This window comes from Vogesella mureinivorans, assembly GCF_007644035.1.
Lineage (GTDB): Bacteria > Pseudomonadota > Gammaproteobacteria > Burkholderiales > Chromobacteriaceae > Vogesella > Vogesella mureinivorans.
Genome location: NZ_VMTV02000134.1, coordinates 282,568 through 296,907, shown reverse-complemented (window position 1 = coordinate 296,907; position 14,340 = coordinate 282,568). Strand labels below are relative to the sequence as shown.

Here is a 14,340-nt window from a genome sequence, read left to right as displayed (position 1 = left end):
TGGCAATTCATTAAGGTGACGCTAAAAAAACGCCGTCTAATATGCAAGTTAAATTATCGAAATTCTGAATTTATCGTGATAAATGCCATGCCCGCAGTACACGGCACGGCAGAAACACCACACCAGCGAGCGATTGTGGCAAAGCACCTACACGAAACGCATAAAGCGCAACAAGCCGAGTTGGCCGCATGGTCTTTTGGCAGCCAGCAGAGTAATCTGCGCGCTCACCTGTGCCTTACTTTTGCAATGCAGCAAAATGGCTGCGCAAAACCCTCAAACAACAATACAAAGCATCATGCAAGCGCATAACAAACAAGCACTGGCGGGCATTACCCTGGCCGCCCTGGGCGTGGTCTATGGCGACATCGGTACCAGCCCGCTCTACACACTGAAAGAATGCTTCAGCCCGCACCTGGGCCTGGCGCCAAACGAGGCGAACGTACTGGGTATTTTGTCCCTGATTGTCTGGGGGCTGATTCTGGTGGTGTCGCTGAAATACCTGGCTTTTGTCCTGCGGGCGGATAACCGTGGCGAAGGCGGCATTCTGACCCTGATGGCACTGGCACGCCGTGCCATCGGCAGCAAAGGCTGGCTGCTGGCCGCCCTGGGCCTGATGGGTGGCGGCTTTTTCTACGGCGAAGTGGTGATTACCCCGGCGGTATCGGTGCTGTCGGCACTGGAAGGCCTGGAGGTGATTACCCCTAGCTTCAAACCCTATGTCCTGCCCATTGCCATTGCGGTGCTGGTGGGGCTGTTTGTCATCCAGAAACACGGCACCGCCAGCGTGGGCAAGCTGTTTGGCCCGGTAATGATGCTGTGGTTTGCCGCGCTGGCGGCACTGGGTGTGCATGGCATCATGGGCAACCCGGCGGTGCTGGCCGCGCTGAACCCGGCCTGGGGCTTGAACTTCATGCTGGAACACCAGGCCGTAGGCTTTCTGGCGCTGGGCTCGGTGGTGCTGGCGCTCACCGGTGCCGAGGCGCTGTACGCCGACATGGGCCATTTCGGCCCCAAACCCATCCGCCTGGCGTGGTTCTTTTATGTGCTGCCCGCGCTGATGCTGAACTACTTTGGCCAGGGCGCCGAAATCCTGGCCGACCCGGCCGCGCGCGCCAACCCTTTCTTCCATCTGGCACCAGACTGGGCGCTGCTGCCTATGGTGATCCTGTCTACCGCCGCCACGGTGATTGCGTCGCAAGCCGTGATTTCCGGCGTGTTCTCGCTGACCCGCCAGGCCGTGCAGCTGGGCTATTTGCCGCGCATGGAAATCACCCATACCTCGGATAAGGAAATCGGCCAGATTTACATTCCGCTGGTGAACTGGGGCCTGCTGTTTGCGGTGATTGCCGTGGTGATCATGTTCCAGACCTCCAGCGCGCTGGCCGGTGCCTACGGTATTGCCGTCACCGGCACCATGGTGATTACCTCCATCCTGGCCTGCACCGTGGCACTGAAACAGTGGAAATGGCCGGTATGGGTGGTGGCACCGCTGCTGGTAGCGCTGCTGTGCGTGGATATCCCGCTGTTTGCGGCCAACGTGGTGAAGATCTTTGCCGGTGGCTGGCTGCCGCTGCTGATCGGCGTGATCGCCTTTATCCTGATGAGCACCTGGCGCCAGGGCCGCAAGCTGCTGATGAGCCGCCTGAACGAAATGGCCATCCCGCTGGACGGTTTCATCGAGAACATGGAAGCCTACTCGCCAGACCGCGTGCAGGGCACCGCCGTGTTCCTGACCAACTCCACCCACGGCGTACCACACGCGCTGCTGCACAACCTGAAGCACAACAAGGTGCTGCACGAGCGCATCGTGCTGATGACCATCCGCAGCGAGGAAGTGCCGTATATCGAGGCGGAAAAGCGCATCGAGATCGAGCAGCTGTCCAATAGCTTCTGGCGTGTCATGGCTTACTACGGCTTCAAGGAAACGCCTAGCGTGCAAGAAGTGCTGGACCTGTGCGAGGCGCAGGGCATGCAGTTCGAGCTGATGGACACCTCGTTCTTCCTGTCGCGCGAAACGCTGATCCAGACCGACCGCGAAGGCCTGTCGCCGTGGCGTGAAAAGCTGTTTGTGTGGATGAGCCGCAACGCGCTGCGCGCCACCGACTTCTTCCAGATTCCGTCCAACCGCGTGGTGGAAATGGGCGCCCAGGTCGAGCTGTAACCCCGCCCCGCTGCGGCGGTATCGAGACAAAAAAGGTTGGCCGTGGCCAACCTTTTTTCATTTTGCTACCGGCTGGCGCACCACCAGCCACAGCGCCAGCGCAATCAGCACGCCACCGGCCAGATGCGCGCTCGTCAGCGCCTCGTGCAAGAACAGCACGCCCCACAACACACCGAACACCGGGATGACAAAGGTCACGCTCATCGCCTTCAGCGGCCCCTCGTCGGCGATCAGCCGGAAGTACAGCACATACGCCGCGGCGGTACACAGCAGGCCCAGTGCCAGCCACGCCAGCCAGTGGCCGGCGTCCAGAGCGGCCAGCGGCAAGGGCTGCCACGCCAGGCTCACTAGCAGTAGCGGCAATAAGGCAGCCGACGCACCCAGCTGGCTGCCCAGTGCAACCAGGCGGCTATCCATGCCGCCCTGCTCGCCGATCCAGCGCCGGGTCAGGTAGCCGGACAAGGCGTAACAGCTGGTGGCCAGCAGGCACATGCCCCCGCCCAGCAACACGGCAGGCGTCAGTGCCACCGGGCCGGTTTGCAGCAGCACCGCTACCCCGGCCAGCCCCAGCATCAGCCCCGCCAGCCGTGCCGGTGCCAGGCGCTCGCCAAACGCCAGCCCGCCTACCACCACCGCCATCAGCGGCGTGGTGGCATTCAACATGGCGCTATAGCCGGCGGGCAGCACCCTGGCGGCCAGGGAATACATCAGAAAAGGTACGGCCGAGCTGATCACGCCCAGCCACAGCGCCGCACGCCAGCGCGCGCCGCCGGGGACGGCTAGCCGCCACCAGCGCAGCAGCAACCACAAGCCCAGGCTGGCAAACGCCACCCGCCCGGCGGCCACCGGCACCGCGCCCAGCACCGGCGACAGCACGCGCATGAACAGAAAGCTGCTGCCCCAGATGGCAGCCAGCAATAACAGACGAAGCAGGGAAGGCAGTGCCATGACGGGCCCCGGTATGGATAAGCCCCCAGCATGCGGGTTGGCCGCGGGGGCGGCAACCCGATTCTTGCGCAGGTGCGCTTAGAACTGGTAAATGCCCTGGCGTGGCGGTGGCGCGATCGGCATGGCCTCGCCCAGCATGTCGCGTACCGACTGCTCTATGCCATAGCACAGCGCCGACAGCGGCAGGTCGTTACCCTCCTTGCCAAACGGCTCTTCCAGCTCGTCGCCCAGGCTGTCGAGCGCCAGATAGGTGTAGGCAATGAACACGGCGATGATGGGCGTGAGCCAGCCGATGGTCGTTACCAGGCCCAGCGGCAGCAGCAGGCAGTAGCCGGTCACGGTGCGGTTCAGCAGCACGCGGTAGGTAAACGGTATCGGGGTGCTGCGTATGCGCTCGCAGCCGCCAATCACCTCGCCCAGGGTGTCCAGGTTGCGGTCTACCGACAGCCACTGCTGCTCGGTAAGGTGCCCGTCGCGCAGCAGCTGGTGGTTCTGTGCGTGCAGCCAGCCCAGAATGCGCGCCGGTCTATTGCGGCCGCTACGCAGCTGTTCGGCCAGGTCGGCCGGCAGCAGGCGCACCAGGTGCGGGTGGATATCGTCGTCGCGCAGCTGGCCTTTCAGCGCGTAGGTCAGCGCACACACGGCGTACAGCATGGGCCGACCCTGCGGCGCAGCCACCGGCTGCAGCTTGCCGGTGAGCGAACGGCTCACGATCAGCAGGCCGCCCCACAGCTTGCGCGCTTCCCAGAAGCGCTCGTAGCTGGCCGAGTTGCGAAAGCCCAGAAAGATGGCCAGCGACACGCCCATCAGGGTAAAGATGCTGACGTTCAGCGCCGAATCCGCATGCTGGCTTAGCCACCAGCCGTCCAGCACCGCCGACAGCAGCGACAGGGCAAACACAATCGCCAGGCGCGACACGATGCGCGGCAATACCGAGCCATGCCAGACAAACAGCAGGCGCAGCCAGTTATAGCGGGGGAGAACAATCATGACAGCAAGACACCAGCGGGTAGGCAAGGCCACCATCATAAGAAGGCGGCCCCTGGCTGGCAATGCGGGGCGGGCGCTGTCAGGCCGGGTCGGGCAGGCCGCGGCCCAGGGCGGCAGATAGCCGCGCCCAGTCAAAATACGGGCCGGGGTCGGTTTTGCGGCCCGGTGCAATGTGCTCGTGGCCGGTAATGGCCTGCACGCCGCAGCGCGCCTGCAGCAGCTGCGCCAGCGCGGTGAGCATACGGTACTGGGCGTGGGCAAACGGCTCGACATCGCAGCCTTCCAGCTCTACCCCCAGCGCAAAGTCGTTACAGCGCTCGCGCCCCTGCCATTGCGACGCCCCGGCGTGCCAGGCGCGGCGGTGTACCGGCACAAACTGCAGCAGGCTGCCGTCCCGGCGGATAAAGAAATGGCAAGACACGCGCAGGTGGGCGATCTCGGCGTAAAACGGGTGCGCCGCCGGGTCCAGCGTATTGGTAAACAGCTCGGCCACGCCACTGCCGCCATAACGGTAAGGCGGCAGGCTGATGTTGTGCACCACCAGCAGCGGCGTGGCGGCGGGTTCGGGGTAATCGTCACAGTTGGGCGAGGCGATCTGCTGCGCCTGGTCCACCCAGCCATCGCGGCCCAGGCTCAGCGGCAGCGGGCTATCGTCGCGCACCCACGACAGGCGCAGCAGCGGCAGGCCGTCCGGCGCGGCAAAACGTTTGCTCTCGACAAAACCGGCCTTCTGGTAGCAGCGCACTGCCGCCTGGTTGGCCGCGGCCGTCATCACCGTGGCGCCCTGCTCGTGCTGCAGCGCCGCGGTCAGCAGCCGCCCTGCCCAGCCCTCGCCCAAGCGCTGCGGGTGCACCAGGGTACGGGCGATCTCGGCGCGGCCATCCTTGTAGCGCCCCAGCGTCAGCAGCCCGCATAGCGTACCGGCGTCGTCCCACGCCGCCAGAATCTGCAAGGGGCTGGTCTTGATGTCGTCTACGCTGCGCCACAGCCGCGGCAGGCGGTAGCCGTCCAGCCAGCCTACCTCCAGCGCGTGGGCGGCGTCGTGCAGCGCCAGCGCGGCGGCCAGGTTGGCCGCATCGTGCGGCAGGGGGGATACGCAAAACGGCACAGGCATGGCGTGCTCCGGCAAACAGGGGTGCGTCACTTTACCGCATGGCAGCGGCCTGCTGCGAGTGCCCTATCTGGCAGGCGCTTGAGCAACATCATGTGCAAATGCAGCAAAGCCACCCATACTGCCCACAACCCTTACCCAGGAGATGGCCATGCTTAGCCTAGACGCCCTGACTGCTTCGGCAGCCGCCCCCTCGTTCGACGAGCCGCTGGACATGCTGTACGCGTGCCATGACAAGGTGCGCCGCTTCTGCGACCAGCTGGATGCGCTACCGGCGTATATCGACGAGCACGGCCGCAACCAGGCGGTGATCAACACCATCGCCGGTATCGTGCGCTATTTCGACCTGGCCGGGCCTGCCCATCACCAGGATGAAGAAGACGAGCTGTTTCCGCTGATTCTGGCACGCCAGCCGGACGCCGCCCCCAAGATCGAGCAGCTGCTGGGCGAACACGGCTACCTGCACTCGCGCTGGAACGCCATCCGTGACGACCTGCTGGCCTATAACGCCGCCACGCTGGACGAGATCAGCGCCGACGAGGTGCATGAGTTTGCGCGGCTGTACCGCGAGCACGCCGCGCGCGAAGAACAATGGCTGTTCCCCACCGCCGCCGCCCTGATCAACGACAGCGAGCTGGCCGATGCCGGCCAGCGCATGGCCGCCCGCCGTACATTCAAACCGGCCGCCTAGGCAGGCAAGGTTGGCCGCAGGCATGAAAAAAGCGCCCCGTGGGGCGCTTTTTTCATGCTTGACGCAGTAAATATCAGAAGCGATAAGTCAGCGAGGCACCGATGTTGTCGATGTGGTAATCAGAACCGCTGAACAGGCGAGCGTATTCCAGATTGATACCCACCTGCTTGTTCACTTTGAAAGTGGCACCGACGCCGTAGCTGAAGTCCGAATCATCATCGGAAGTCACACTAAAATTACCGACGCTGGCCTTCAATGCACCATTGGTATAACCAACCAAACCGTAGGCGGAAAACTGCTCGTTGATCGGCAGAATGCCTTTGGCGTAAACACCTTCTGCATGGTCCAGACCAATGTCAACGGAAGTCGTGTTGTTCACACGAACGCTGTCATCAGCCAGCTTGGTATACAGACGTGCCTCAACGGCAAAGTTGGGGGTGATTTCGGCACCGAGTGTGATGTTCAGCGCAGTCGGATTGAGAGATTGCTCACCATCAATGCTCATATCAAGCTGGTTAAAACCGGCACCGATGTACATGTCGGCAGCACAGGCGATGGAAGACAAGGAAGCGATCAGCGCTGCAAATGCAATTTTTTTCATGACAATGGGCACTTTTATGAAATGAGGGCAAATGTTAATTAGATACTATATTTATTTCAATATGCTTTTGAAATTTTAAAAAATAAAGCGCCCCGCAGGGCGCTTTTGCTTTACTACCGCCTGGCTCAGGCCGTCAGTACCAGCAGCTCGGCAAAGGCTTTCTCGAATAGCACCAGGCCGTCGTGCTGCAGCTGTTCGCCAGCAGCTACCACATCCACACCAGCCGCTGCGGCGGCGCCCAGCACCGCACGCGCGTCGTCCGCACCCTGGGCCAGGGTAGCGGCGGCGTTGCCGTGGTCGCGGAACAGCGCCAGCGTGGCATCCGGTACGGTGTTGACGGTTTCGTCACCAATCAGGCTTTCCACGTACAGCACGTCGGAGTAGGCCTTGTTTTTGGTGCCGGTGGACGCCCACAGCAGGAACTGGGCGCGGGCACCGGCGGCTTTCAGCGCGGCGAATTCTTCGCCGTGGAAGCGCGCCAGGTAGCGCTGGTAGGCCACCTTGGACAGCGATACCGCTACCTTGCCCTGCAGCTCGGCCGGCAGCTGCGCATCCAGCAGGCTATCCACACGCGACAGGAAGAAGCTGGCTACGGCCTTGACGTGCTGCAGCGGCTGGCCAGCGGCGTGGCGGGCGGTAAGGCCGGCGATGTAGGCATCCCATACCGCTTCTACCTGTGGCAGCGAGAACAGCAGCGTGATGTTGACGTTGATGCCCTCGGCGGTCAGCTGGCCGAAGGCGGCAATGCCTTCCGGCGTGGCCGGGATCTTGATCATGGCGTTGGGGCGGTTGATGGCGGCCCACAGGCGGCGCGCGGCGGCCAGGGTACCGGCTTCGTCGCGCGACAGGGCAGGGGAGACTTCCAGCGATACGTAGCCGTCGTCACCGGCGGTGGCCTGGTATTGCGGCAGGGTCAGGTCGCAGGCGGCCTGGATATCGGCGATGACCAGGGTTTCGTAGCGCTGCTCGGCGCTGAGGCTGGCGTCGGTTTTCAGTGCGGCCAACTCTGCCTGATAGCGCGGGTCGGTGCTGATGGCTTTATGGAAGATGGCGGGGTTGGAGGTCACACCGGCAATACCGTCATCGGCCAGCAAGCGGGCCAGCTCGCCGGTTTGCAGCAGTTCACGGGACAGGTTATCCAGCCAGATGCGCTGGCCGAACGGGCGGATGGCTTGTAGTCGGTTCATGGGCGTGTTGCTCTTTATGTTAGAGGGCGATACAGACGGGCTGCAGCGCTTGTGTAGTACGGCACATGCTACCTTGCCCACCGTCTGTAGCAAAGCCATTACAGCGCGGGGTGGGTGGCCATTAAACGATACAAATCGCCCGACATGGCCGCATGGCCGGCATGAGCACAGCGCCAAGCGCGGAAAAATGGCACAAGCGTGCCCGACAGCAACGCTCAGCACAGCACATCTGCATGGTGGAAATCAGGGTTGGCCGCTATCGAAATCGAACACCAGCGCCTGCGCCAGCAGCGGCTGCACGCGGGCCACAAACGCCTGGTGCGCCGGGTGGGCCAAGTAGTGTTGCAGCGCGGCGGCGTCGTCAAAGCGCAGCAGCCAGCCGTGGGTATAGCCCTGGGCCAGGTTTTCCGGGCTGATGTCGGTACCGGCGCGAAAGCCGCGTACCTGCGGGATGGCGGCCGGCAGGGCCGCAAAGGCCGCCAGCACGGCGTCGATATCGGCGCGGCTGGCGTGGGGGGCAAAGCGGAACAGCACGATGTGCTCAATCATTCAGCGCTACCTGCTCGGCGTTGAAAACCACGCTGAACACGCTGCCCTTGTCCGGCTCGCTCTGGATTTCCAGCTTGGCGTGGTGGCGCGCCAGTACGTGCTTGACGATGGCCAGGCCCAGGCCGGTGCCGCCATTGCCGCGCGAGCGGCCGCGGTCTACGCGGTAGAAGCGTTCGGTAAGGCGTGGCAGGTGCTCGCGCGGGATGCCGATACCGGTATCGGCCACGGTAAAGGCCACGCGGCCTTCCTCGTCTTGCGTCCAGCGCAGGTAAATGCTGCCGCCTTCCGGCGTATAGCGCACGGCGTTGGACACCAGGTTGCCAAAGGCCGAGTGCAGCTCCTGCGCATTGCCCCACAGGTCGTGCGGGCAGGTGTTTTTGACTACGATACGGTGCCGGCCTTGCGACAGGCCTTCGGCTTCTACCACCATGGTGTCCAGCAGCGCGGCCATGTGCACGCGGTCTTGCAGCATGGTGCGCGGGCCGTTTTCTATGCGCGACAGGGTGAGCAGGTCTTCTACCAGGCTGTGCATGCGGCGCGACTGCTCCAGCATCATGGGCAGAAACTGGCGCAGGGTGGCGTCTTCTACCTGCGGCATTTCGGACAGGGTTTCCAGGAAGCCGCCTACCACCGTCAGCGGGGTACGCAGCTCGTGCGATACGTTGGCCACAAAGTCGCGGTGTACGGTTTGCACGCGCTCCAGCTGGGTGATGTCGCGCGACAGCAGCAGCTTGCGCGTGGTGTCGAACGGTACCAGCTGGATGGACAACACCAGCTCGCTGCCGGTGCCACTATGCAGGATCAGCGGCTGGCTATAGCTCTGCGCCGCCATGTAGTCGTGAAACGCCGGCTGGCGTACCAGGTTCAGTATCTGGCTGCCTACGTCGGTTTTGCGGTTCAGCCCCAGATGCTCTACGGCCATGGGGTTGATCCACTCGATGTGGTCGTATTCGTCCAGCACCACCACGCCATCCGGCATGGCTTCGCCGGCGTTCACAAAGCGGTCCAGCACGCCGGCCAGGCGTTTCTTGCTTTGCTTTTGCTTGCGCGCCTGGCGGTACAGGGTCATGAAAATACCGTGCCAGGAGCCAAAGCCGTCCGGCACGCGCCCCGGTACCGGGTGGCCCAGCCAGCGCAGCAGCAGGGCTATGTGATACAGGTGAAAGGCCAGCCATAGCAGCAGCAGGCCCAGCATTAATGCCAGCCCGGTCACCGGGCTGAACACCAGGCCAAAGGCCATGCTGATCACCAGCATGGCAATCAGCCAGCCCAGCGTACGCTTGAGAAATTCTGCCAAGACCTACCCCTGGGCGGAGAAACGGTAGCCGGTACCGCGCACGGTCTGGATCAGGCCATCGTGGCCGGTGGGTTCCAGTGCGCTGCGCAGGCGGCGGATGTGCACGTCGACGGTGCGCTCTTCCACAAATACGTGGTCGCCCCATACCTGGTCCAGCAGCTGGGTGCGCGAGTGCACGCGCTCGGCGTGGGTCATGAAGAAATGCAGCAGACGGAATTCGGTGGGCCCCAGGTCCACGGTTTCGCCGTTGCCCTGTACGCGGTGGGTAACCGGGTCCAGGCGCAGGCCTTTTACTTCTACCGCGTCGTCGGTCATTTGCGGGGCGCGGCGGCGCAGTACGGCCTTGATGCGCGCCAGCAGCTCGCGCGGCGAAAACGGTTTGGTGATGTAGTCGTCGGCGCCGGCTTCCAGGCCCTGTACTTTGTCCTGCTCTTCGGAGCGGGCAGTCAGCATGATGATGGGGATCTGGCGCGTGCGTTCGTCGGCGCGCAGCTTGCGCGCGATTTCCACGCCGGAGGCGCCGGGCAGCATCCAGTCCAGCAGGACCAGGTCCGGCAGGGCATTTTTCACCAGTGTCAGCGCCACTTCGGCGGTGCTGGCACGCAGCACATGGTGTCCGGCCTGGACCAGATTGAACGCAATCAGCTCCTGGATAGCTGGTTCGTCTTCTACAAGCAGAATATTGGCGGGCATGTGACGGAGTCCTTCCATGTACGATTATGGCAAGGATAGAAAAAAGCGGTTACAGAAATATGACACTTCACAAGGCTTTCGATAAAGATAGCCAAAATAGTACAGCGGTGTAGCGCCACTGGTGCTTTATGCCAAAAATGATGGCCGCAGTGTACAAGCATTTTGCGTTTTCTGACGGCCAGAGTGCTTTGTTACCGTTTATTGCATTTGTATTTTATTTTTATACAAAAGTATTTTCAGCTATACTGGCCTTATCTGTTTCGGGCCTGTTTGCTGCGGCCAACCCTTACCCCACCTGCCACCCTGCATCCGGCCACACCCCGCCCAGCCCCGGAACGCCTGCCACCTTCAGACATGAAAGGGAAAGCATGGAAGCCGTCCGTACCTTCCGCACTACCTTGGTCTGGCCAGTGTTTTTGCCTGGCCTGCTACTGATAGCCACCATTCTGGGCTGGGCCACCCTGGCCCCCGCCTCTGCCGAAACCCTGCTAGGCAGCGCCCAGCGCGCCATCGGCCAGCACTTTGGCTGGTTTTACATTCTGGCCGTGGCTGTTTTCCTGATCAGCCTGCTGGCTATAGCCGCCAGCCGCTACGGCGACATCAAGCTGGGGCCGGACGATGCCCAGCCCGCTTTCAGCCTGCCCTCGTGGCTAGCCATGCTGTTTGCCGCCGGCATGGGCATCGGGCTGATGTACTTTGGCGTGGGCGAGCCGCTGCAACATTACCTGAACCCGCCACTGGCTGCGGCCAACCCGCAAGCAGCCGCGCAGCAGGCCATGAACCTGACCTTCCACCACTGGGGCCTGCACGCCTGGGCCATTTATGGCGTGGTGGGGCTGGTGCTGGCTTATTTCGGCTTTCGCTACCAGCTACCGCTGAGCCTGCGGGCCGGCCTGTACCCGATACTGGGCGAGCGCATCCACGGGCCGTGGGGGCATGCGGTGGATGTGTTTGCCTTGGTCTCTACCGTATTCGGTATCGCCACCACGCTGGGCTACGGTGTGATGCAGCTGGCTGCCGGCCTGCAGCAGGTAGCCGGTATCGACACCAGCGGTAGCGGCTTCAAGCTGGGGCTGATTGCCGTGGTGATGGGCCTGGCCGGGCTGTCTGCCGCCACCGGGCTGGACAAAGGCGTGCGCCGCCTCAGCGAGCTGAACCTGGGGCTGGCACTGGCGCTGCTGCTGTTTGTGCTGCTGGCCGGCCCTACCGTGTACCTGCTGCTGGCGTTTAGCGACAACCTGGGCGGCTATCTGTCCGGCATGGTGGCCATGACTTTCCGCACCTTTAGCTACGGCACGCCGGCGCAGCAAGACTGGCTGGGCGGCTGGACGCTGTTGTACTGGGCCTGGTGGGTGTCGTGGTCGCCGTTTGTCGGCCTGTTTATCGCGCGCATTTCGCGTGGGCGCACCATCCGCGAGTTCATCGTGGGCGTGCTGTTGGCCCCTACCCTGTTCAACCTGCTGTGGATGACAGTATTCGGCAATAGCGCCATCTGGCTGGACCTGCACGTGGCAGGCGGTGCACTGGGTGCCACGGCGGCCAACGTCGACAGCCTGCTGTTCCGCTTTTTTGACTATCTGCCGCTATCGCAGCTCACCAGCGGCGTAGCCATCCTGCTGATCGCCGTGTTTTTTGTCACCTCGGCCGACTCTGGCGCCATGGTGCTGGACAGCATAGCCAGTGTAGGGGCGGCCCACTCGCCGCTGTGGCAGCGCCTGTTCTGGGCGGTATTGCTGGGTGCCACCGCTGCCGCGCTGCTGAGCGCCGGCGGCCTGAAAGCGCTGCAAGCCATGACGCTGCTCAGCGCCCTGCCCTTCACCGCCATCATGCTGCTGCTGTGCTACAGCCTGTGGCGCGGGCTGCAGTCCGACCAGTGCCACCAGACCCAGCAGCCGGCACCCGCTACGCAGTTCTGGAGCGGCCAGCACTGGCAGCAGCGCCTGCGCCAGCTGGTACAGCGCCCCAGTGCGGCCAACGTGCAGCACTTTATCGATACCGAGGTGCAGCCCGCGCTGGCTACCGTGGCCGCCGAGCTGCGCCAAAACGGTGTCGCCGCCGACGTGAAGCGTAGCGAAGACGGTGCAGTCACGCTGCGCATAGACCAGCCTGACCAGCGCGACTTTGTCTACAGCGTGCAGTGCCACGGCAAGCCGCTGCCGGCGTTTCTGCCCGCCAGCCGCGGCGATGCCGACATGCAGTACCTGGCGCAAACCGGCTTTGCCGATGGCCGCGAAGGCTACGATATCCGCTACCTGCGCCAGAGCGAGATCATTGCCGACGTGCTCAAGCAGTACGAGCGCTACCTCAGCCTGCAGCTGCAACAGCGTGGCCAGCTGCTGAGCAGTGCGCCGGGGCACTAGGCAAATACAGCTCGGCCACCATACAGCGCGCCCCGCCACCACCCAGGGTTTCGATGGTGTCCAGCGGGGCGTACACAATGCGCCCGTGTGCGGCCAACATGGCCTGCTGCTGCGGGCTGAAGGCCGCCCAGGCACGGCTGGACAGCGCAATAATCGCCTCGCCCGCCGTGCTTTGCAGGGCGATGAGGTTGCCGCAAAAGCTGGCCATTTGCGCCAGGCTGATGCTGATCACCTGTTTGCCATCGCGCCGCAGCTGCGCCTGCACCCGCTGGCGCTCGCCCACATCGCGGATGGCCGGCAGGCAGACCACCGCAAAGCGCGGCCCGATCGCCATCATCACATTGCTGTGGTAAATCGCCCGCCCGGCCCCATCCACCGCGTCGAACACCTGCATGCTGTAACCCAGCCGGGCCGCCAGCGGGGCCAGCAGCGCCGGCTGGCTGCGGCCAGAGCGGCACAGCCAGGCACGCCGTGCCGTGTGGTCGAACACGATGGCGCCGGTGCCTTCCAGATACTGCCCCTGCGCCTCGTACGGGCTCAGGTCCAGCAGCTCGCGCACGGCAAACTGCTGCTGTAGCCAGGCCACGATATCGGCGCGGCGCTCCAGCCTGCGGTTGGCCGCTGCCATCGGGTACAGCACCAGCGTGCCGTCGGCGTGGGTAGAAAACCAGTTATTGGGAAAGAGCGCATCCGGGGTATCCAGCCCCGCGGGCTGGCGAAACACCTGTACCTGCACCCCGGCGGCCTGCAAGGCAGCGGCGTAGCCGTCAAATTCGCGCTGCGCCGCCAGTGTGGCGCTGGCGCCAGCGTTGGCCGCAGGCTGCTGGAAATGGTTGCTGGCGCGGGTTTGCGGGTTGGCGTGAAAACGCGCGGGGCGCACCATCAAGATGTGCGAGGCGGGCTGTGGCATGGTGTCTCCTGGGTGGCGTGGCAGGAGAAATTGTGGCGGCCTGGCGTGCCACTTTGTAGTTGGCACCCTGTGCAGTTTTATCGCTAGACTGCACATATTGATAACCTGGGCTAGCAATATGCAACTTGACGACACCGACCTGCAGCTCATTGCCCTGCTGCGCGACAACGCGCGCACCCCGGTAACCGAGCTGGCCACCCGCCTGCGCGTCTCGCGCGCCACCGTGCAAAAGCACATCAACAAGCTGGAGCAAGCCGGCGTCATCATCGGCTATACCGTGCGGCTGAAACCGCAGGCCGAAGCCCAGCGCATCTGCGCCTGGATGGGCATTGCGGTAGAGGGCAACAAAACGCCGGCTGTACTGCAGGCCTTACGCGGCGAGCCGCATGTGTACGCGCTGCACTCCACCAACGGGCGCTGGGATATCGTCACCGAGCTGCGCGCCGACTCGCTGGCGCAGTTTGACCGTGTGCTGGGCCGCATCCGCCTGATTCCCGGCATTACCGCCAGTGAAACCAGCCTGCTGCTGTCCACCCACAAAGTGTAAGCCGCAAAAAGCGCGCAAAAAAAAGGCCTGTCCGGTTGGGGACAGGCCACTAAGGGTCGGTTCCCGGCCACACAGGGGGGCCAAGAACGCTTAAGACCAGGGACAAAGAGATCACCAGAACAGTTCCAAAGATGCCGATTGCTCAGGCACCCTCATAACGGATCCAGAAGTCAAAGCTGCTGGGCGCGGACCCAGCTGCTTCAACACGGGGCGAATTGTACGGGGGTTATCGGGGCTTATTAATAGGCATTCGAAGCTTATAAGCCAGCATAACTTTGTATACAATGTATTTACG

The 14,340-nt window shown here is 63.3% G+C and carries 13 protein-coding genes and 1 pseudogene; 4 read left to right on the top strand and 10 right to left on the bottom strand.

Annotated elements, in window-relative coordinates:
• Positions 1-295: 295 nt before the first annotated feature.
• A complete protein-coding gene (gene kup, locus FLQ44_RS04560) occupies positions 296-2,161 on the top strand; it encodes a low affinity potassium transporter Kup (RefSeq protein ID WP_147693267.1) in 1,866 nt (621 codons plus the stop codon).
• 57 nt (positions 2,162-2,218) lie between these two features.
• Here the strand turns inward: kup and FLQ44_RS04555 are convergent, their stop codons facing one another.
• The 4 genes and pseudogenes from FLQ44_RS04555 to FLQ44_RS25205 form a co-directional block, all read right to left on the bottom strand.
• A complete protein-coding gene (locus FLQ44_RS04555; RefSeq protein WP_147693266.1) occupies positions 2,219-3,109 on the bottom strand; it encodes a DMT family transporter in 891 nt (296 codons plus the stop codon).
• 78 nt (positions 3,110-3,187) lie between these two features.
• Positions 3,188-4,099: a bestrophin family protein gene (locus tag FLQ44_RS04550; protein WP_206208653.1), complete on the bottom strand. Its 912-nt coding sequence runs from the start codon at positions 4,097-4,099 to the stop codon at positions 3,188-3,190.
• A 79-nt stretch (positions 4,100-4,178) separates the two neighbouring features.
• Positions 4,179-4,736, bottom strand: coding sequence for a 1,6-anhydro-N-acetylmuramyl-L-alanine amidase AmpD (ampD, locus tag FLQ44_RS25210; protein WP_439144897.1), 558 nt, complete (start codon positions 4,734-4,736; stop codon positions 4,179-4,181).
• Positions 4,737-4,781: 45 nt separating this feature from the next.
• Positions 4,782-5,213 (bottom strand): annotated as a pseudogene (locus FLQ44_RS25205) (GNAT family N-acetyltransferase); the annotation flags it as partial.
• Positions 5,214-5,361: 148 nt separating this feature from the next.
• On the opposite strand from FLQ44_RS25205, the gene FLQ44_RS04540 reads away from it, so the two are divergent.
• Positions 5,362-5,901 (top strand): hemerythrin domain-containing protein, encoded by a 540-nt coding sequence (locus FLQ44_RS04540; protein ID WP_147693263.1) that lies wholly within the window; start codon positions 5,362-5,364, stop codon positions 5,899-5,901.
• 73 nt (positions 5,902-5,974) lie between these two features.
• On the opposite strand, the gene FLQ44_RS04535 is transcribed toward FLQ44_RS04540, so the two are convergent.
• The 5 genes from FLQ44_RS04535 to phoB form a co-directional block, all read right to left on the bottom strand.
• Positions 5,975-6,502 (bottom strand): porin family protein, encoded by a 528-nt coding sequence (locus tag FLQ44_RS04535; RefSeq protein WP_147693262.1) that lies wholly within the window; start codon positions 6,500-6,502, stop codon positions 5,975-5,977.
• Positions 6,503-6,627: 125 nt separating this feature from the next.
• The gene (tal, locus tag FLQ44_RS04530; RefSeq protein ID WP_147693261.1) at positions 6,628-7,689 is read right to left on the bottom strand and encodes a transaldolase; all 1,062 of its coding nucleotides are present in this window, start codon (positions 7,687-7,689) and stop codon (positions 6,628-6,630) included.
• Between the two features lie 243 nt (positions 7,690-7,932).
• The gene (locus tag FLQ44_RS04525) at positions 7,933-8,238 is read right to left on the bottom strand and encodes a Dabb family protein (RefSeq protein WP_147693260.1); all 306 of its coding nucleotides are present in this window, start codon (positions 8,236-8,238) and stop codon (positions 7,933-7,935) included.
• Positions 8,231-9,535 (bottom strand): phosphate regulon sensor histidine kinase PhoR, encoded by a 1,305-nt coding sequence (gene phoR / locus FLQ44_RS04520; protein ID WP_147693259.1) that lies wholly within the window; start codon positions 9,533-9,535, stop codon positions 8,231-8,233. The genes FLQ44_RS04525 and phoR overlap by 8 nt, the downstream gene beginning before the upstream one ends.
• Before the next feature lie 3 nt (positions 9,536-9,538).
• The gene (phoB, locus tag FLQ44_RS04515; RefSeq protein ID WP_017507884.1) at positions 9,539-10,228 is read right to left on the bottom strand and encodes a phosphate regulon transcriptional regulator PhoB; all 690 of its coding nucleotides are present in this window, start codon (positions 10,226-10,228) and stop codon (positions 9,539-9,541) included.
• A gap of 368 nt (positions 10,229-10,596) precedes the next feature.
• Here phoB and FLQ44_RS04510 point away from each other — a divergent pair, with 368 nt between their 5' ends.
• Positions 10,597-12,588, top strand: coding sequence for a BCCT family transporter (locus tag FLQ44_RS04510; RefSeq protein WP_147693258.1), 1,992 nt, complete (start codon positions 10,597-10,599; stop codon positions 12,586-12,588).
• Here FLQ44_RS04510 and ctlX read toward each other — a convergent pair.
• On the bottom strand, positions 12,533-13,498 hold the full coding sequence (ctlX, locus tag FLQ44_RS04505) for a citrulline utilization hydrolase CtlX (RefSeq protein ID WP_147693257.1): 966 nt from the start codon (positions 13,496-13,498) through the stop codon (positions 12,533-12,535). The two genes, FLQ44_RS04510 and ctlX, sit on opposite strands and share 56 nt — an antisense overlap.
• A gap of 118 nt (positions 13,499-13,616) precedes the next feature.
• On the opposite strand from ctlX, the gene FLQ44_RS04500 reads away from it, so the two are divergent.
• Positions 13,617-14,045 (top strand): Lrp/AsnC family transcriptional regulator, encoded by a 429-nt coding sequence (locus FLQ44_RS04500; RefSeq protein ID WP_147693256.1) that lies wholly within the window; start codon positions 13,617-13,619, stop codon positions 14,043-14,045.
• Positions 14,046-14,340: the final 295 nt, after the last annotated feature.